Source organism: Nocardia sp. NPDC127579 (assembly GCF_042672005.1).
Taxonomy (GTDB): Bacteria; Actinomycetota; Actinomycetes; order Mycobacteriales; family Mycobacteriaceae; genus Nocardia.
The window spans coordinates 1,625,904-1,643,036 of record NZ_JBHXVZ010000001.1; the positions used below are offsets into that span (position 1 = coordinate 1,625,904).

General features: G+C 69.3%; 18 protein-coding genes. 8 read left to right on the top strand and 10 right to left on the bottom strand.

The genetic code is table 11. The features are described 5' to 3' along the window. Nucleotides 1–36 precede the first annotated feature (36 nt). The gene (locus ACFVMC_RS07055) at nt 37–1,164 is read left to right on the top strand and encodes a glycerate kinase (RefSeq protein ID WP_379207596.1); all 1,128 of its coding nucleotides are present in this window, start codon (nt 37–39) and stop codon (nt 1,162–1,164) included. Here the strand turns inward: ACFVMC_RS07055 and ACFVMC_RS07060 are convergent. The 3 genes from ACFVMC_RS07060 to ACFVMC_RS07070 are packed head-to-tail and all read right to left on the bottom strand — an operon-like array spanning nt 1,161 to nt 2,167. Then, nucleotides 1,161–1,538 carry a VOC family protein gene (locus ACFVMC_RS07060; protein ID WP_379207597.1) on the bottom strand — a complete coding sequence of 126 codons (378 nt, stop codon included), beginning with the start codon at nt 1,536–1,538 and terminating at the stop codon, nt 1,161–1,163. The two genes, ACFVMC_RS07055 and ACFVMC_RS07060, sit on opposite strands and share 4 nt — an antisense overlap. A 16-nt stretch (nt 1,539–1,554) precedes the next feature. Next, nucleotides 1,555–1,911 (bottom strand): winged helix-turn-helix transcriptional regulator, encoded by a 357-nt coding sequence (locus ACFVMC_RS07065; protein ID WP_379207599.1) that lies wholly within the window; start codon nt 1,909–1,911, stop codon nt 1,555–1,557. 43 nt (nt 1,912–1,954) lie between these two features. After that, complete coding sequence (locus ACFVMC_RS07070) at nt 1,955–2,167, bottom strand: helix-turn-helix transcriptional regulator (RefSeq protein WP_379207878.1); 213 nt, start codon at nt 2,165–2,167, stop codon at nt 1,955–1,957. Nucleotides 2,168–2,368: 201 nt separating this feature from the next. Here ACFVMC_RS07070 and ACFVMC_RS07075 point away from each other — a divergent pair, with 201 nt between their 5' ends. Continuing rightward, nucleotides 2,369–2,815, top strand: a complete 447-nt coding sequence (locus ACFVMC_RS07075) for a nitroreductase family deazaflavin-dependent oxidoreductase (RefSeq protein ID WP_379207601.1) — start codon at nt 2,369–2,371, stop codon at nt 2,813–2,815. On the opposite strand, the gene aroQ is transcribed toward ACFVMC_RS07075, so the two are convergent. Together aroQ and ACFVMC_RS07085 are read right to left on the bottom strand one after the other, a co-directional pair. Beyond that, entirely contained in the window at nt 2,816–3,256 is a 441-nt protein-coding gene (gene aroQ / locus ACFVMC_RS07080; RefSeq protein ID WP_379207603.1) for a type II 3-dehydroquinate dehydratase, read from the bottom strand. Nucleotides 3,257–3,270: 14 nt separating this feature from the next. Next, a complete protein-coding gene (locus ACFVMC_RS07085) occupies nt 3,271–3,882 on the bottom strand; it encodes a hypothetical protein (RefSeq protein WP_379207605.1) in 612 nt (203 codons plus the stop codon). 413 nt (nt 3,883–4,295) lie between these two features. Between ACFVMC_RS07085 and ACFVMC_RS07090 the strand changes: the two genes are divergently transcribed. Beyond that, a complete protein-coding gene (locus ACFVMC_RS07090; RefSeq protein ID WP_379207607.1) occupies nt 4,296–5,915 on the top strand; it encodes an NTF2-like N-terminal transpeptidase domain-containing protein in 1,620 nt (539 codons plus the stop codon). Between the two features lie 4 nt (nt 5,916–5,919). On the opposite strand, the gene ACFVMC_RS07095 is transcribed toward ACFVMC_RS07090, so the two are convergent. The 3 genes from ACFVMC_RS07095 to ACFVMC_RS07105 are packed head-to-tail and all read right to left on the bottom strand — an operon-like array spanning nt 5,920 to nt 8,937. After that, nucleotides 5,920–6,288 (bottom strand): DUF3054 domain-containing protein, encoded by a 369-nt coding sequence (locus ACFVMC_RS07095; protein WP_379207609.1) that lies wholly within the window; start codon nt 6,286–6,288, stop codon nt 5,920–5,922. Nucleotides 6,289–6,317: 29 nt separating this feature from the next. Next, the gene (locus ACFVMC_RS07100; protein WP_379207610.1) at nt 6,318–7,412 is read right to left on the bottom strand and encodes a YbhN family protein; all 1,095 of its coding nucleotides are present in this window, start codon (nt 7,410–7,412) and stop codon (nt 6,318–6,320) included. Nucleotides 7,413–7,416: 4 nt separating this feature from the next. Then, nucleotides 7,417–8,937 (bottom strand): adenylate/guanylate cyclase domain-containing protein, encoded by a 1,521-nt coding sequence (locus ACFVMC_RS07105; protein ID WP_379207879.1) that lies wholly within the window; start codon nt 8,935–8,937, stop codon nt 7,417–7,419. 182 nt (nt 8,938–9,119) lie between these two features. On the opposite strand from ACFVMC_RS07105, the gene ACFVMC_RS07110 reads away from it, so the two are divergent. Genes ACFVMC_RS07110 through ACFVMC_RS07125 form a run of 4 tightly spaced genes read left to right on the top strand, consistent with a single transcriptional unit; the run spans nt 9,120 to nt 12,914 of the window. Continuing rightward, nucleotides 9,120–10,376 (top strand): AI-2E family transporter, encoded by a 1,257-nt coding sequence (locus tag ACFVMC_RS07110; protein ID WP_379207612.1) that lies wholly within the window; start codon nt 9,120–9,122, stop codon nt 10,374–10,376. Further along, entirely contained in the window at nt 10,354–11,541 is a 1,188-nt protein-coding gene (macS, locus tag ACFVMC_RS07115; RefSeq protein ID WP_379207614.1) for a MacS family sensor histidine kinase, read from the top strand. The genes ACFVMC_RS07110 and macS overlap by 23 nt, the downstream gene beginning before the upstream one ends. Then, nucleotides 11,538–12,197, top strand: a complete 660-nt coding sequence (locus ACFVMC_RS07120) for a response regulator (RefSeq protein ID WP_379207616.1) — start codon at nt 11,538–11,540, stop codon at nt 12,195–12,197. The genes macS and ACFVMC_RS07120 overlap by 4 nt, the downstream gene beginning before the upstream one ends. Before the next feature lie 51 nt (nt 12,198–12,248). Further along, complete coding sequence (locus tag ACFVMC_RS07125; RefSeq protein WP_379207618.1) at nt 12,249–12,914, top strand: DUF1707 domain-containing protein; 666 nt, start codon at nt 12,249–12,251, stop codon at nt 12,912–12,914. Here ACFVMC_RS07125 and ACFVMC_RS07130 read toward each other — a convergent pair. Next, nucleotides 12,911–14,101: a helix-turn-helix domain-containing protein gene (locus tag ACFVMC_RS07130; RefSeq protein WP_379207619.1), complete on the bottom strand. Its 1,191-nt coding sequence runs from the start codon at nt 14,099–14,101 to the stop codon at nt 12,911–12,913. The genes ACFVMC_RS07125 and ACFVMC_RS07130 overlap by 4 nt on opposite strands. 286 nt (nt 14,102–14,387) lie before the next feature. Between ACFVMC_RS07130 and ACFVMC_RS07135 the strand changes: the two genes are divergently transcribed. Continuing rightward, nucleotides 14,388–14,846, top strand: coding sequence for a hypothetical protein (locus ACFVMC_RS07135; RefSeq protein WP_379207621.1), 459 nt, complete (start codon nt 14,388–14,390; stop codon nt 14,844–14,846). A gap of 47 nt (nt 14,847–14,893) precedes the next feature. On the opposite strand, the gene ACFVMC_RS07140 is transcribed toward ACFVMC_RS07135, so the two are convergent. Continuing rightward, complete coding sequence (locus ACFVMC_RS07140; protein WP_379207623.1) at nt 14,894–16,498, bottom strand: DUF2339 domain-containing protein; 1,605 nt, start codon at nt 16,496–16,498, stop codon at nt 14,894–14,896. Nucleotides 16,499–17,133 lie beyond the last annotated feature (635 nt).

The following is a 17,133-nucleotide window of genomic DNA, read 5'->3' on the forward strand; positions in this document are numbered from 1 at the left end:
GGTCGCAACGGCGCCGGCCGCGGTCAGAATGTGGTCATGGCGCGTGAGACCTCTCCCCGAGTTGTGGTGGCCCCGGACAAGTTCAAGGGGTCGCTGACCGCCGCGCAGGTGGCCGCGGCGCTCGCGGCCGGTATCGGTGCGGCGCGCCCGGACACGGCGGTGCTGCGACTGCCGGTCGCCGACGGTGGGGACGGCACCGTGGACGCGTTCGTGGCGGCGGGCTGGGAGCGGGTCGAGCTGACCGCGCCCGGTCCGACCGGCGTACCCGGCCCGGCCGCCTACGCGATGCGCGGCTCGACCGCCGTGGTGGAACTCGCCGCGGTCGTCGGGCTGGTGAAACTGCCCGGGGGCGTGCTGGATCCGCTCGGCGCCGGCACCTACGGACTGGGCGTCGTCATCGGGCACGCGCTGGCCCGGGGCGCGACCGAGATCATCATCGGGCTGGGCGGCAGCGCGTCCACCGACGGCGGCGCGGGCATGCTGCGGGCGCTGGGCGCCCGGGTGCTCGACGCGGACGCCGTCGAGGTGCCGCACGGCGGTGCGGGTTTGGCCCGGGCCGTGACCTTCGATCGCTCCGGGCTGGGCGACCGGGTCGCGGCGGCCCGGTTCACGTTGGCCTGTGATGTGGACAATCCGCTGCTCGGCCGCAGCGGCGCGAGCGCGGTGTACGGCCCGCAGAAAGGCGTCACCGCCGTCGAGCACCCGATTCTCGAAGCGGCGCTGGACAACTGGTCGCGGTTGGTCGGCCCGGAGTTCGCGGGGCGGCCGGGCGCGGGCGCCGCGGGCGGTACCGGGTTCGGCGCGCTGGCCGTGCTCGGCGCCGAGATGCGCAGCGGTATCGAGGTCATCCTGGAGCTGCTGGACTTTCGCGCCCTGGTCGACGGCGCCGCCCTGGTGATCACGGGGGAGGGCTCGCTGGATGAGCAGAGCCTGCACGGCAAGGCCCCGATCGGGGTCTGCGCGCAGGCCCGGGCGGCCGGTGTTCCGGTGGTCGCTGCGGCCGGGCGGACCACGCTGGACGCCGCGGCGCTGCGGGCCGCGGGTTTCCGTGCCTGCTACGCGCTGTCGGCGCTGGAGCCGGATCCGGCGCGGTCGATGGCGGACGCGGCGGCGCTGCTGCGCCAGGTCGGGGCCCGGATCGCCGCCGAGCAGCTGCCGGATTAGGCGGAGAGCCGCGGGCGCAGCAGGCAGAACTCGTTGCCCTCCGGATCGGCGAGCACATGCCAGGATTCCGCGCCGGTCTGGCCGATCTCGACCGGCCGGGCGCCCAGCGCGAGCAGGCGTTCCAATTCCGTCGCCTGATCGGTGTCGGTCGGGTTGAGGTCCCAGTGCAGGCGCAATTTACCGGCCTTGGGTTCGGTGGTCGGGCTGAAGAGCAGGGTCGGCTGCGGGCCACCGAAGCCCGCCTCGGGGCCGATCTCGATGCTGCCGTCGGTGTCTCGCTCCAGGATCTGGTAGCCGAGCACATCGCACCAGAATCCGGCCAGCAGTTCGGGATCGAGACAGTCGAGGACGAGTTCACTCATGCGACATCCCATGAGTGGACCGTAGGCGTTAGCTGGCGGAGGCGAGGGGGTTGCCGAGAATTTCGTGGCGGTGTTCATCACCCCAGGCTTCCAGGGGCGCGAGTGCCGTCTGCAGGGTTTGGCCCAGGGGGGTCAGGGAGTACTCCACCCGGGGCGGCACCTCGGGGAAGATCTCCCGGTGCACGATGCCGAAGCCCTCCAGTTGACGGAGGTTCTCGGCCAGCACCTTCTCGCTGACGCCGGCGAGCAGGCGGCGGATCTCGCCGAAGCGCTGCGGACCGACGCTCAGCACCCACATCAGGTGCAGCTTCCATTTGCCGCCGACGACGTCGATGGCGATGGACATGCCGCACACGTCGGGACTGTTGTCGCCGGTCATCGTCATCGCGCCTCCTGAGGTTGTCCCCGACTCTACCGGCGTCGCGGGCTCAGTCGTGGTCGGCGGTGACCGAACCGAGGCGGGGAAAGGGCGCGGTCGCGAAGATGACCTCGACGGCCACGTCGAAGTGGGCGGCGATGCGCAGCGCCAGGTGCAGGCTCGGGCTGTATTCGCCGCGTTCCAGGTAGCCGATGGTCTGGTAGTGCACGCCGAGGGCGTCGGCCAGCTCGCGGCGTGAGATGCCGCGTTCGGCGCGCAGCATCGCGATCCGGTTGTAGATGACCTCAGAAGAAGACACGCTGCATCGCTCCGTTGTGGGCTGGTGATGCTTCGTAGCGTACCTACTACGTTTCGGCGCGCAAATGCTCCCCGATCAATAAATGAGAGCACTGCTCTTGACTTTCCGGCACTCGTCGTAGAGCATTGATCTCAACAGAGAGCAATGCTCACAACAGGAGAAGTCATGAACGCCAGCACCCGCTACATCGCACCCACCGGCATCGAGCCGATCATGAACAAGGTGATGAACCTGCTACCCAAGCTGGGAATCAGCGTGCTGAACTCGCGGCTGCTCGCGGTGCGCGGCCGCAAGAGCGGGGAATGGCGCACCACCATGGTGAACCTGATGGTCACCGACGACGGCGCGCGCTACCTGGTCGCGCCGCGCGGGCACACCCAGTGGGTGAAGAACCTGCGCGCCGCGGGCGGCGGTGAACTGCGCCTGGGCCGCAAGACCGAGGAGTTCACCGCTGCCGAGGTCCCCGATGCCGACAAGGTGCCGCTGCTGCGCCAGTACCTGAAGACCTGGGGCTGGGAGGTCGGCCGGTTCTTCGAGGGTGTCACCAAGGACGCGACCGACGCCGAACTGGCCGCCATCGCACCGGGTTTCCCGGTCTTCCGGATCGGCTGATCAGCTCCGGGTGGCGAGGAATTCGACCGCGGCCGCGTACCCCTGGATGCCCATGCCCGCGATCACCGCGGTCGCGATCGGGGAGACGAAGGAGTGGTGCCGGAACTCCTCGCGGGCGTGCACATTGCTGATGTGCACCTCCACGATCGGCACCTCCGGGATGACCAGCGCGTCCCGCAGCGCGACCGAGGTATGGGTGAGCCCGCCCGGATTGATCACGATGGCCGACTCCACGCCCCGGGCCCGATGGATCCGATCGATCAGCGCGCCTTCGGAATTGGACTGGAACGCGCTGATCTCGCGCCCGAATCGCGCGGCCGTCCGCTCACACAGCGCGATCACGTCCGCCAGGGTGTCGGCGCCGTACACCTCGGGCTGGCGGGTGCCGAGCATATTCAGGTTCGGGCCGTTGAGCACCAGGATCGGACCGTCGGAAGGCATACGGCCACTGTAATTCAGAGGCCCTGCGGACCCTCCGCGCGCAGGTCGTCGACCTTGCGCATGGCCGAGCGCAGTTCCTCGAGCCACTCCTCGGCGTGCTTGCCCGCCAGCTTCACCGTCCAGGCCAGTGCGTCCGACCGCGAGCGGGCGACCCCGGAATCGACGAGGGTGTCGAGCACCTTGCGCTCGGGTTGGCGCAATCGCGTCATCACGGGCACGGACATATTGGTGAACATGATGCGCTGCCCGTCGACCGAAACACCCCACGCGACATTTCGCCCATAGCGGTGCTGCGCCTCGCCGGCGATTTGCATCCGGGCCGGACGGGTCGATTCCCGGAAGCGCGCGATCGCGCCTTCCTTGGTGGCCTGCGGAATCTCCTCGGCGGGTGGTTCCGGATCATCCGCCGAATCCTTGATGACCACGGTCTTCTCCGATTTCGGCATCGGTAGTTCGCCGATCACCACGATTTCGTCGCGGTCGATCTCGAGTACCGGCGGACCGGTGAACCAATCGTTGGGCAAACGACCCGCGAACCAGTCCGGGACGTCCGCCGGATCGGGGAGATCGGCTTGCTGCCAACCGCCGGGTCTGCCGAATCCACGTCCCCGGTGTTCATTGCGCATGGGGAGCCACCTTCTTCTGGCCGGGCGCCGCGGAACAGATCTTCGGCGCTGACTGTCTTTCAGTGATTACAACATTACGTCGCAATTGGGCCGTCGAGTTCCGCTTTGCGTGAACAGGTTTCGCCGGGGGTATCCACAGGGCATCGTCGCTCGCCGACGGGGTACGGTGTCGGCGCCAGTTATCGCCTTGTGACTGGACACCGTTCATGATCGGCCCTTCGGAGCCGGGTCAATCGGGCACAATTGGACGCTGAGCGTGGGTAACGTCCGGCAGTCGGCGGGGCGATGCGAGCAGGTTTCTGTCAGGTACGGTGATCTTGTTACTGGAGTGACAAGAGTGAAAAGTGGGCGACATGGATGTGTGGGGATCTCTCCGCTTTCGCGTCCGGGGCGCAGTGGCACTCGCGGGGGTTGTGGCGGTACTGACGGGCACGGCGGCGTGTGCTGAAGAGAAGACGCCGAACGAACCGGAAGCGGTCGTCGACCGTTTCACCGACCTGCTCGACGACCAGGACTTCACCAAGGCGGCGCAACTTACCTCCTATCCCACGGCTGCCACGGCAACCCTGAAGCAAATGTTCGAGGGTTTGCAGCCGGGCACCGTCGACTACGAGAAATCCCAGTTCATCAACCTGGGTTCCAGCGAAGGCATTTTCAGCCTCGACGCCAATTGGAATTTCGGGGACAAGAAGGACTGGAAATACAGCCTCCAGGGCACGGTGCGCAAGCTCGCCATCGGCTGGCGCATTTCCTGGGAGCCCAACCTGGTCATGCCGCAGCTCCAGAACAATCGCACCGTCAAACTGGTGCGCACCACCCCAACGCCGCCGCCGCGGGTCCTCGACCTGGTCGGCGCGCCGCTCATGCACGAGCAGCCGATCAACGTCGTCAAACTCGACCCGGCCAAGATGACCGACCCCGCCGGGTCGGCCAACGCGCTGGCCAAGGTGATCGAGCCGGTCGCGCCGCTGATCACCGGTGACTCGCTGCTGCAACAGCTCTCGACCTCGCAGGGCAAGCCGGTCATCGCCGTGAACCTGCGCGAGGGCGACTTCGAGATCCTGCAACCGCGCATGGCGCCCATCCCCGGCGTGGTGATGGAGAAGCAGCAGCGGCTCATCTCCTCCGACCGCCGGGTCTGGTCACCCATGCTGGACGCGCTGCGCAAGGTGCAGCAGAACAGCCAGGACGCACACTCCGGCTGGGGCGTGCAGATCTTCGAACCGGACGGCAGATTCGTCACCCAGGTGGCCGGCGCGCAGGGCCCGCCCGGCCCGGACATCGCCGCCACCATGGATCAGCGATTGCAGCGCGCCGCCGAGGACGCGGTGGTCAGCGTGGGCACGCCCGCCTCCATCGTGGCGATCCAGCCGTCCAGCGGCGCGGTGGTCGCGGTCGCGCAGAACAGCCAGGCCAGTGAGCACGGCCCGGTCGCCTTCACCGGTCTCTACCCGGCGGGCGGCAATATCGAGCTGTTCCGGGCGGTCGCCGCGATCAGCAAGAACAAACCGCCACAGGACATCACGGTGCCCGAAGCCGCCGAGGCGGCGAGCCGCCTGGGCATCGGCATCGACTACCAGGTACCCGGCCTGGACGAGGTCACCGGACGGCTGGCCATCGCGGGCCGCACCGCCGAACAGGTCAAGCAGGGCGGCGGATCGGACGCGGTACTGGCCAGTCCATTCGGCATGGCCATCGCGGCCGCCGCCATCGCGCGCGGCGAGGTGCCGCCGCCGATGATCGAATCGGGTAAGCCCAGCGTCACCGACGCCCGCCTGGAACCGCTGCACGGTCCGATCGTGGACCGGCTGCGCACCATGCTGCGCGACGGTGTCGGCGCGCCCGAGACCGCGAGTCTGCGCGCCTTCCCGGATATCTCGGCCTACGCGGTGCGCGCGGGCTCGGACGGCTGGCTCATCGCGACCATGGGCGATCTGGCCTTCGCCGTGCACATCAACAGCGTCGACAGCGGCGATATGACCTCGAAGATGGCCGCGCGCATGCTCCAGTCGCTGGCCGGCCCCGAAACCTGAGCGGTCAGTTCAGCGCCTTGACCGCGGCGCGCCAGCCCAGCAGGAACAGGGCGAGCACGGTGGCCGCGACGACGACGAAACTGGGTGCCGTGCCCTGGCCGCTGATCACCCGCAGCAGCATGCCGCCGACCAGGGTCCCCAGCCACACCAGGATTCCGGTGGGCCACAGCGCCGTTCCGTCGAACCGGACGCCGGCCCGGATCCGGCCGGCCACGGCGTAGGCGACCGCCCAGCCGGCCGCGAGCCCGATCGCGAACGGCCACAGTGTCTTCAACAGGCCGGTGAGCACCGCCTCGTCGTGGCTGCGGCGGCCGATCGCGCAGAACAGGATGACCAGCAGTAGATCGACCACCAATGGCACCAGTCTCTTCACCCCGGCAAGGGTAGTGGACGTGCGGCCGGTCAGAATCGGCGCTGCTGTTCGAATTCCTTCTCGTATTCGGCGTCGCCGGCCTGCGGGGTACGGAACAGGAAGGCGAAGACGATCCAGCCGACGATCGCGACCAGGATGAAACTGACCCCCCGATAGACGAACGCGGCCGTGACGGCCTGCACCGCGGGCAGCCCGGCGAGCACGGTGAGACCGGAGAACAGGGTGGCGTCGACGTAGACGATGCCGCCGGGCGCGAAGGGGATGGAGCCCACCGCCTTTCCGGCGGCGAACGCCAGCAGCACACCGGCCAGGCGGGGATCGGCGCCGACCGCGTAGCAGGCCGCGGCGAGACAGGCGACGTCCGCGAGCCGGTGCATCAGGGCCCACACCGTCACCATGACGCCGTCACGTTTGCGCAGGTCCACCGACTCCAGCTGGCCCAGCACCTCGCTGACCTTCGCCATGCCCTGATCGGCCGGGCGTTTGCGCAGCCGGTTGAGGATCCCGAGCAGCCGGCGCAGCACCGCCTCCAGTCCACCGGGATGTTTCGAGACATAGTTGAAGGCCCAGACCAGCGCGATCACACCGCCCACCGACGCGATCAGCTTGAACGGCCCGACGGAATCGCCGGCCAGCAGCGCGCCGGCCACGCCGAGCAGCGCCAGGCCCGCGGTCGCGATGACCCCCGAGATCACCAGCTGCCAGGAGGCCACGATCGGGCTGGCGCCCCAGCGCCGAGTCTGCCGATAGGTGAACGCGGTCGAGAAGACCTGCCCCGCGGGCAGGGTGACCGACATGGCGGTGGCGCCGTAGACGACGGCGACCGAGCGGCGCTGCGAGACTTCCACCCCACCCGCGCGCAGCAGCTGCTTCTGCACTCGGCCGAACCCGCTCATGGACATCGCTTGGAACGCGATACAGAGAATCAACCAGCCCCAGTGGATCTCGGTGAGGCTCTGCCACGACTTGTGCAGTGTGGGCCATAGATAGATGCCCTCACCGATCAGCACCGCGGCCAGCGCCAACCCGAGCACCCATCTCACCCAGCGGAATCTGCGACGGCCGGGTGGCACGTCGGGCGGCCGGGAGGCGGGGTCGCCCGCTAGTTCACCGTTGGCCGTCACGACGTCAGCCTAACGAACCGGCCTTTTCACTGTCCGCATCGGCGTGCGGGCCGCCGGGCTCGAGCGGCCAGGCCAGACGGGTCTTGCGGCGGCGTCCGCGCAGCTGTACCTCGTCGCCGGAAACCCAGAAGTCCTGTTCACTTTCATCCGCGAAATACAGGGCGCTGCCCGAGGCGAGCACCCGGCCGGGTTGATCTTTGGCCAGTTCGGTGAGCCGGGAGGCCTCGTTGACCGGGTCGCCGATCACGGTGTACTCGAAGCGGTTCGCGGCGCCGATATTGCCGGCCACCGCGAGCCCGGCGGAAACGCCGATGCCGATGTCCAGTCCGGGGACCTCGCGCAGCGCCTCACGCAGTTCGCGAGCCGCGGCCAGGGCGGCGGTCGGTGCGTCGGGCCGGTCCAGCGGCGCGCCGAAGATGGCCAGCGCGGCGTCGCCGACGAACTTGTTGACGAATCCGTGGTGCCGGTCGATCACATCCACCACGACCCGGAAGAACTCGTTGAGCAGGCTGACCACCTCGGTCGGCGGTCGTTCCGCTGCGGTCGCGGTGGAGCCCACCATGTCGACGAAAAGCACCGCCACGAACCGGGTCTCACCGCCGAGTTCGGTGCCGTAGTCCAGCGCGCGCTGCGCCACCTCCTCGCCGACGTGCTGACCGAACAGTTCCTGGAGTTCACGGCGTTTGGCCGCCTCCTCCATCATTCGGTTGAAACCGACCTGCAGCAGGCCGATCTCGGAGCCGTCGAACACCTCCACCTGGACATCGCGCGCGCCCTCCTGCACCCGGTTGATGGCCTGGGAGAGCTGGCGTACCGGGTCGGTGATGCTGGAGCCGGTGAGCATGGACAGCGCCAGCGCCTGCATGATCACCACGCCCGAAAGCAGCAGGATGGAGATGGCCAGCGACTGCGCCGAGAACTTCACCTCGGAGGTGATCTGGGTGACGCAGAGCAGCACGATCGCGATGGTCGGCGCGAAAGTGCCCATGCCCCAGGTCATCGCCATCCGGGTGCCGATGCCGGGGGTGAGCGTGTGGTCGAAGGTGCCCTCGGTCAGGGCCTGGGCCGCGACGGGGCGCAGGATCCGCTCGCCGAGCATGTAGGTGAAACCGAACACGATGGTGGCGGCCATGCATTCGGTGACGATCACCGCGCCCGCCAGCTCGGGTGTCTTGGAGATGATCAGGGTGGCCAGCACTCCGCCGCCGATCAGCCACAGCGCCAGGTGCACGATCGACTGCCGCAGCGGCGCGTGCAGCGCGGCCATCTGCTCCTGGCGGCTCGGCGGCCCGCCGCGCACCTGCCAGCGCATGACCGGGCGCAGCATCAGCGCGGAGGCGAGCAGGCTGAGCAGCCCGCCGGTGACGAACACCAGGCCGGGGACGAACAAGCCGGTGCGCCTGGACCCGGTGGGTTCGCCCTCGGGCACCGGCAGACCGTATTCGATGAACGCCCACACCAGCACCGCGCCGAAGGCGTTGGCCAGCAGCATCGAGGCCAGATACAGCGGCCAGCGCGTTCGCATGGTCTGTTTGACCGCTTCAAAAGGCGCTGCCGACACGATCACCAATCTAGCTGCCCGGCCGCGGCGGGTCGCAGCGCGCAACCGGAAGTCGCTGTTCACAGGTGTGGGGCGGCCCGCCGCACCGGGTTCGACAGCGCCGAGGCTGTGGGCTCGAACCCGATCGTCCCGTTAGGCTCGGTGGGGTGAGCGACCAGAAGCAGAGCGCGGCCGGGTCGTCGCGCGCGACGGCCGCTGACGCGGTGCATCCGCTGGTCCGGCAGTCGGCCGAGTGGGCCTGGCGGTTGCTGGTCATCGTGGCGGCGCTGTGGGTACTCGCGGAGATCGTGCAGCGACTGGGCACCGTGGTGATTCCGCTGGCCATCGCGCTGTTGGCGGCGGGTTTGCTAGCGCCGCTGGTGGATTGGATGCAGCGGCTGGGCGTACCGCGCGGAGTGGGGGTCTTCGTCGCGCTGATCGGATCGATCGGCGTCGTCGCCGGAATCCTGACCTTCGTGGTGGAGCAGTTCGTCGCGGGCATTCCGAAACTCACCGACGAGTTCACCCAGAGCATCCACAAGATCCAGGACTGGCTGATCAACGGTCCGCCGCATCTGAGCAACGAGCAGATCCGCAATGCCGGCGACACCATCGTCAAGACCATCCAGTCCAATCAGAACAGCCTCACCAGCGGCGCGCTGACCACCGCGACCGTGATCGGGCACATTCTCACCGGCACGTTCCTGACCCTGTTCATCCTGATCTTCTTCCTCTACGGCGGCGATCAGATCTGGCGGTTCGTCACCAGGATCGTGCCCACCGCGCATCGCGAGCGGGTCCGGGTGGCCGGGCAACTCGGGTTCGGGACGCTGGTCGGGTTCGTGCGGGCCACCGTGGTGGTCGCGGCCGTGGACGCCATCGGCATCGGCGCGGGGCTGGCGATCCTGGGAGTGCCGCTCGCGCTACCGCTCGCGTCGCTGGTGTTCATCAGCGCGTTCGTGCCGATCATCGGCGCGTTCCTGGCGGGCTTCGTCGCGGTGTTCATCGCCCTGATGACCAAGGGGCTGGTCACCGCGCTGATCGTGCTCGGCATCATTATCGCGGTCATGCAGCTGGAAGGCCATGTGCTGCAACCGCTGCTGCTCGGCCGGGCCGTGAGCATCCATCCGCTGGCGGTGGTGCTGGCGATCACCGCGGGTGTGGTGCTCGGCGGCGTCGCGGGTGGTCTGCTGGCCGTGCCGTTCGTGGCCGTGATGAATACGGCGATCCGGTCACTGCTGGCGGACAGTCCAGAAGAGGCGTTCCAGGATCTACGGCCGGAATCCGGGCGGTTGTATTCGGCCGCGCCCGATCAGCCCGACCCCGACCGTTTCGACCTGACCGCCACCCTCGCCCACGAGGAGCAGCGGCCCGACAGCCCGCTCCGCTCCGGGGACAGCGATGACGTGGAACGCGACCGCTGAGCAGTCCGCCGGGGAACTGAACCCGGCCGAGGCCGCGACGGCGCCGCTGTGGCGCGCGGTGCAGGCATTTCGCCTGGTGACCTTGCTGTACGCGCTCGGGCAGCAGGTCGCGTCCGTGCAGTACTACACGAACCAGCGGTTGAGCTGGGTGTTCATCGCGTTGATGGCGGTGTGGTCGGGTGCGTCGGCGTTCCTCTTGTCGCACTGGTGGGTCGCCACGGTCGCGCGGGTCCGCCTGTGGGTGGTGCTCGGCGATCACATCGTGGTCATTCTGTTGATCGCGGCGACCCGGCTGGTCGCCGACTACGACTGGTACCACGGCCACCAGACCCTGCCGACCACCCTGTGGGCGGCGAACGCGGTGATCTCGGCGGCATTGTTGCGCGGGCCGGTGCTCGGCATCGCCTCCGGTGTCCTCATCTCCCTGGTGATCATCACCGTGCGCGAGCAGTGGGGTCAGGACGTGTGGACCGACGCCACGCTGCCGGTGCTGGTGTCGGTGGGGCTGGCGCTCGGGCTGGCGGCCAACACCGCCCGGCGCGCGCAGGAGCAGTTGCAGCGCGCGGTCCGGTTGACCGCGGCCGCCGAGGAACGCGAGCGGCTGGCCCGCGAAGTGCACGACGGCGTGCTCCAGGTGCTCAGCTACATCAAGCGGCGCGGGGCCCAGATCGGCGGCGACACCGCGGAATTGGCGCAGCGCGCGGGCGAACAGGAGGTGGCCTTGCGCGTCCTGATCTCCGAACAGGGTGGGCGCGGCGACAGCGGCGGCCCCGAGGTGGACCTGCGGCCGCTGCTGACCGTGCACGCGACCCCGCGGGTGTTCGTCTCCACCCCCGGCGAGCCGGTGCTGGTCGGGCGCTGGGCGGCCACCGAGATCGCCGCCGTGGTGGCCAACGCGCTCTCCAATGTCGAACTGCACGCCGGACCGGACGCGAAAGCCTATGTGCTGCTGGAGGACACCGGTTCCGAGCTGATCGTCAGCGTGCGCGACGACGGCGTCGGCATCGCACCCGGCCGGCTCGCGGAAGCGGCGGCCGAAGGACGAATGGGCGTGTCCCGCTCCATGATCGGGCGGATCGCCACCCTGGACGGCACCGCGGAACTGCTCACCGCCGACGACGGCGCAGAATGGGAATTCCGGATCCCACGCGAGGAGAAGTCATGACCGACAGTGCGGCGATCTCGGTGATGGTGGTCGACGACCACCCCATGTGGCGCGACGGCGTCTCCCGGGACCTGGCCGAAGCCGGATTCCACGTGGCCGCCACCGCCGACGGGGTGGGCGCGGCGACCCGGCGCGCGGCGGCGGTCCAGCCCGCCGTCGTGCTGATGGACATGCAGCTGACCGACGGCAACGGTGCCCAGGCCACCGCGGAGGTGCTGCGGGTCTCGCCGCACAGCCGGGTGCTGGTGCTGTCCGCCTCGGCCGAACGCGACGACGTGCTCGACGCGATCAAGGCCGGAGCCTCGGGATATCTGGTGAAGAGCGCGTCGGCGACCGAGCTGATCGACGCGGTACGCGCCACCGCCGCCGGGCAGCCGGTCTTCACGCCGGGTCTGGCCGGGCTGGTCCTGGGGGAGTACCGCCGCATGGCTTCCGCGCCTGCCGAACCCGACGCACCGCACCGGCCCGCACTCACCGAGCGCGAGACCGAGGTGCTACGGATGGTGGCGAAAGGGCTGTCCGCCAAGCAGATCGCGTCCCGGCTCGGATTGAGTCATCGGACGGTGGAAAACCACGTGCAGGCCACGCTGCGGAAACTCCAGCTCGCCAACCGGGTCGAACTCACCCGGTACGCGATCGAGCAGGGCCTGGAGTAATCCGGGTTTACCCGGATGTCGATCCGGTTCGCGATCGCTACCCTCGATGACATGGGTGGCACGGAGAGTACCGGCGCGGGCGGCACGGTCGGCGACCGCGAGCTGCGCGTCTCCGATGCCGAACGCGAACATGTCGGACAGCTGCTGCAACGCGCGGTCGGTATGGGCATGCTCTCGCTCGGCGAGTTCACCGAGCGGATGGACACCGCGCTCGCGGCCAAGACCCGCGGCGAACTCAACGCCGTCCTGATCGACCTGCCCGGGGTGCGACTGGTCGGGCAGCCCGCCGCGCCGCGGCCCGGATTCGTCCGGCCCGCACCGGTGCTCCGCAAACCGGTTCCCGCTCCGCCGGGCAACGTGATTCGCAGCCGCCTGTCCGGCGTCACCCGGAAGGGGCCGTGGCAGGTGCCGCCGGTGCTACGCCTGAACAACTGGTTCTCCGGCGTGACCCTCGATTTCACCGAGGCGGTCATGTCCACCCAGGTCGTCGAGGTCCACGTCGACGACTACTTCGGCTCGGTCAACCTGATCGTCCCCGCCGAAGCCACCGTCGACCTCAACGGCCTGGATCTACTCGGTTCCAGCATCAACAACAAGGTGCGCACCGGGCCCCCGCTGGGCCCACTGCACATTGTCGTGCACGGTCAGCTCCGGTTCGGCACAGTCACCGCCAAGCACCGGTTCGTCACGCACTGGCGCAGGTTCCTCGGGCACTAGGTGTGCACGCCCAGCCGATGGGCGAAGGCGCGCAGCGGCGTGCGGCGGTCGTGATCGAGCAGTTCGGACACGATATGCCGGGGCAGGGACTGGTATTTGATCCAATCCGGGCCGCCGACGCGTTCGGCTTGCAACAGCGCGTCCAAGGCGCGCGGGTGATGGCCGGTGCGCGCCCACGCGACGGCCGTGTCGGCCAGGTGCCGGGCACGTGAGGCCTGCGGCAGGCCGACAGTCGCCGGCATCCGGTCCGCCGCGCTCAGCGCCTCGACGTAGCGTTCGGAGGAGATATTCACGTCCACCGTCTGCATGACCACTTGCGAAGGGCCGAAATAGGTTTCGTAGTCGCGGCGGTCGGCGCCCAGCCGCAGCGCCACCTCGCCCGCCGCGTCGAGCAGCGTCATGGCCTCGGCGACGTTCTGGGCGCGCCCGGCCGCCGTCGCGCCCTGTAGCACCAGGGAACCGTAGGACGACAGGTGCGCCGGGGTGGCGGCGCCGGTCGGCTCGAGGTCGGCGGCGGCGCGCAGCGCGACTCGGCGCGACTCGTCGTAGCGGCCCTGCACCAGCAGCTGCCAGGCGACCGAACCGCGAATCGTGCCGAGCAGCAAGGGGTCCGCACCGCGCTCCGCGGCCGCCAGCGCCTGCCGGATGGCCAGGAACGCCGGATCGGTCTGGCCGAGATGCACCAGCGTGCAGCCGGTGACCCAGTACATCCGGGCCAGCAGTTCGTGCGCGGGCGCGACCGAGCCGTTGCGGGCGGCGTGCGCGGTGGCGCGCAGCTGGGTCAGGCCCGGCGGCAGAATGGTGGTGAGCAGTTCGTAGCGACCCACCCAATACGCGCCCCAGGCGTAATCGACTGCGCGAGCGGCCTCTTCGAGGGTGATCGCCTCAGCTTCGGGTACTTCGCCGAGTAGATCGTCCACCGGGGTCAATGCGCGGCGAATGGCAACAATGCCGGCATCGGGATTGCCGGAGGGTACGCCATGGCGTTTACCGACCAGATCGGCGATGTCGACATCCAGTGCGCGAGCCAGCTTCTGCAAGCTGGCGATCGAAGCGGTCTGCCGACCGCCCTGTTCGAGTTTGCGCACCAGGTCAACGCTGACACCGGCCTGGTCGGCGAGCTGACGTTGCGTGAGCGCTTTACCCCGGAAGCGCCGGATACGCACGCCGATCGACGAGTCGTCCATCTAACCAAATCCTTTGTTACATGCAGGTTTCAGAGTACGACGCTAGGTGGTTGCACATAGGAAAAGTGGGACATTGCGTACGACTTGTTCTGGCAGTTCCGGAATACCGTTGTGTTTCTGCAACTTTGAGCAAGCAAAGGGCGGCGGCAATGACAACCATGCCGAACACCAGCTTTCGCGCCGATCGCGCGATCCACGCACCATACCCGCGCCATACCCAGCGCCTAGCCGTCATGTCGGATTTAGCGGAAGGATCCACTACCGGATGCGGCGAGGAGTGAGTGCCATGTTCGAGAGCTGCCACTCACCCCACGAAATCGCGCACCTGCTGCGGCGGCGCTTCGGCCTGCCGGTCCAATTGCTCGCCGGACGGCCCATGATCACCACCGGTTCCGTCATCGGAGCCCTGGTCATGCCGCCGTACCTGGGTGGGGAAGTGCTGGGCGCACTCGACCCCGAACTACAGGCTCCGGTGGTCGCCGATCCGGGCAACCGAACCTGGACCTTCCTGGTCACCCCGCCAAGCCTCGGTAAACCGGTAGACACGGCGGTCCGTAGTCAACTGGCCGCGCATCAGGTCACCGTTGTCCCCGGCGGCCGATTCGTCCTGCTACCCACCACCGATTCCACCCTCGGCTGGCACTGGGCCGCCGAACCCGCGCCGGGAACGCTGCGCCTGCCGCCCCGAACGGCCGTCATCGAGGCCATCCACCGGGTGATCGCCTTACACGCGCCGACTTCCTGAGACCGGTGCCCGGCTCCCATACGGGGATGATGGGAGCCGGGGCAGGGCTACTCCCCGGTCGTCGTCTCCGCGAAGGCGCGCGCGTAGCGGGTGCCCGCCAGCAGGAGCAGCACGCCGACCACCAGGAAGGCCGCCACCCGGACCAGGCCGTCCAGCGTGGCCAGATCGAACAGGAACAGCTTGGCCAGGGCGGCCGCCGTGACCAGCAGACCCGAACCCAGCGCGAGTTTCGCGATCGCGGTCGAACGGGTCAGATTGCGCAGGCCGTACAGCAGCGCGGCCGTAGCGGCGGCCATCCACCCGATCGTGGCCGCGCTGTGGCCGATCAGGAAACCGTCGGTCGCGCCGGTGGCCACACCGATCGAGACGGTGACGGCCGTGACCGCGTAGAGCGCGGCGACACCACCGCCGAGCCCGAGGAGTGAGCGCACGGTGTCGTCCCCGGCCGGCGTGGCCGCCCGGCGCAGACCCCAGGCCGCGACCGCCAGCACGGCGAGCGCGAGGACCGCCGCGAGCGCCGTCGGGAGGTCGAGATACTTCTCCGCGAGACGTTGCGAGGCAAGCGTTCCCGGGTCCACCCGGGTCATGAAGGTGAGAGCGCCGAGCAGCCCGAAGAGCGCGCCGATGATCGCGGCGACCCGGTTGCGCTGCTGGCCCGCCACCCCCAGATAGCCGATCGCCACCAGGAACAGGGCGATGGGCGCGGTCTGCACGCGGGTCGCCTGCACGCAGACCTCGAGCAGCGCGAACGCGCCCGCGACCGCGGCGGCGATCCCGGTATGCGCCGGAATCCTGGTCACTGTACGGAGTTTCGGTAGCATGGCGAGCACGGCGACCGTGGTCAGCACCGCGGCGGTAGCGCCCGCGACGATCATGCTCGGCGCGCGGTCGAACAGGCCGGCCACGGCGAGCAGCGGGACCGTCGACACCGCGAAGGCCAGGGTGGCGATCCGGTCGCCGGGCCGCGTGCGCACGGTGAGCAACGTGCCCACCAGGCCGATCGCCGCGACCGCGACGGCGGCGGTCAGCACCCAGTGCACCCGCTCGCGCTGACCGGAATCGAATCCGGCGATCGCGACGTAGAGGAGGGTGGCCAGCACGGCGGGCACGGTCCGGACGATGTGCAGCGCGGGCCAGTCCTTCACCAATTGCACTGGCACACAGGTCAACTGCAAGACGATGAGGAAGCCGAGCAGTACCAGCTCCGAGGTCACCACCGGGGCCAGCAGCGCCGCCCCGGCCACCACCAGCACCGCCAGCGCTTGCGCGTTCCATTTCAGCGCCAACGCGACCCCACCGGCGGCGATCGTCAGCGCCAACGCCAGCCCACCCACCCGCGGCAGCCACTCGTACATCGCCGTCATCGCGACCACATCCAGATAGGCCCCCGCGAACCCGGTGGCCGCCAAGGCGATTCCCCCGACCCGGCCCCCGGCCCGCCCGAACACCCGCATCCCGGCCGCCACCAGCGCCGCCGAGAACACCCCACCCGCAACGACTCTCGGCACCGGCCCGAAGACACCGGCCTGCGCCGCAAGAACCAGCAGCATCACCACCCCGACCAAGGTCACCCCGACCCCGGCCACCGCCAGCATCCGGCTGATCACCCCTTCCCGCTGCCACCACGGCGTCCCCGCCGACTGCGGCCGCATCCCACCCCGCGGTGGCACCCCGTACCCGGGCATCCCGCCGCGCGGCGGCACACCCCACCCCCGCGGCGTCCACGGAACCGCACCCCCGCCCGGATACGCCTGTGCGGCAATAGATCCCGACTGCGGGTAGCCCGCACCAACGCCAAGATGGCCCGGTGCGGCACCGGTTCCCGGTCGCGGGTGTCCGGTGCCGGCTGCTGGGTGTGCCTGTGTGAGACCGGCTCCCGCAGTCGGCGCGCTTGTTTCCGCCGCGGCACCCTCAGGTGCACGCAGGTTCTGGGCTGGCCCCTGCGCGACCGACCCCGCCCGTGGTGCTGCCGTTGCGGGCCCGGCAGGTTCGTACCAAGCACGAGAAGGCGATCCACCTCCCTGCGGCTGTGCCGGAGCCGGGACACCGGTCAGACCGGTTGCGCCCGTTTCCGGCGGTGCCGGTGAACCGTGCACACCGGGTGCCGCCCCTGGCGGTGCCCCAGTTGCCGTAGGCGCCTGCGATTTCGACGGCGGTGCGCCTGCGGTGCGCGGCGGAGTCGTGTTGTCCGGAGCGGTGGTGGGTTGGGGCGCAGCCAGGTTCGTGGCGATCTGGTCGCGGAGGGTGTCCAGGTCGCGGCCGAGCTCGCCCATCCGGGCGCCCAGGG

What these genes read in the sequence shown, in the direction of transcription:
- ACFVMC_RS07055 (WP_379207596.1), top strand. Translation starts at nt 37, where the DNA reads ATGGCGCGTGAGACCTCTCCCCGAGTTGTGGTGGCCCCGGACAAGTTC.
- ACFVMC_RS07060 (WP_379207597.1), bottom strand. Translation starts at nt 1,538, where the DNA reads ATGGGATGTCGCATGAGTGAACTCGTCCTCGACTGTCTCGATCCCGAA.
- ACFVMC_RS07065 (WP_379207599.1), bottom strand. Translation starts at nt 1,911, where the DNA reads ATGACGATGACCGGCGACAACAGTCCCGACGTGTGCGGCATGTCCATC.
- ACFVMC_RS07070 (WP_379207878.1), bottom strand. Translation starts at nt 2,167, where the DNA reads ATGCTGCGCGCCGAACGCGGCATCTCACGCCGCGAGCTGGCCGACGCC.
- ACFVMC_RS07075 (WP_379207601.1), top strand. Translation starts at nt 2,369, where the DNA reads ATGAACGCCAGCACCCGCTACATCGCACCCACCGGCATCGAGCCGATC.
- aroQ (WP_379207603.1), bottom strand. Translation starts at nt 3,256, where the DNA reads ATGCCTTCCGACGGTCCGATCCTGGTGCTCAACGGCCCGAACCTGAAT.
- ACFVMC_RS07085 (WP_379207605.1), bottom strand. Translation starts at nt 3,882, where the DNA reads ATGCGCAATGAACACCGGGGACGTGGATTCGGCAGACCCGGCGGTTGG.
- ACFVMC_RS07105 (WP_379207879.1), bottom strand. Translation starts at nt 8,937, where the DNA reads ATGCGAACGCGCTGGCCGCTGTATCTGGCCTCGATGCTGCTGGCCAAC.
- macS (WP_379207614.1), top strand. Translation starts at nt 10,354, where the DNA reads ATGACGTGGAACGCGACCGCTGAGCAGTCCGCCGGGGAACTGAACCCG.
- ACFVMC_RS07120 (WP_379207616.1), top strand. Translation starts at nt 11,538, where the DNA reads ATGACCGACAGTGCGGCGATCTCGGTGATGGTGGTCGACGACCACCCC.
- ACFVMC_RS07125 (WP_379207618.1), top strand. Translation starts at nt 12,249, where the DNA reads ATGGGTGGCACGGAGAGTACCGGCGCGGGCGGCACGGTCGGCGACCGC.
- ACFVMC_RS07130 (WP_379207619.1), bottom strand. Translation starts at nt 14,101, where the DNA reads ATGGACGACTCGTCGATCGGCGTGCGTATCCGGCGCTTCCGGGGTAAA.
- ACFVMC_RS07135 (WP_379207621.1), top strand. Translation starts at nt 14,388, where the DNA reads ATGTTCGAGAGCTGCCACTCACCCCACGAAATCGCGCACCTGCTGCGG.
- ACFVMC_RS07140 (WP_379207623.1), bottom strand. Translation starts at nt 16,498, where the DNA reads ATGCGGCCGCAGTCGGCGGGGACGCCGTGGTGGCAGCGGGAAGGGGTG.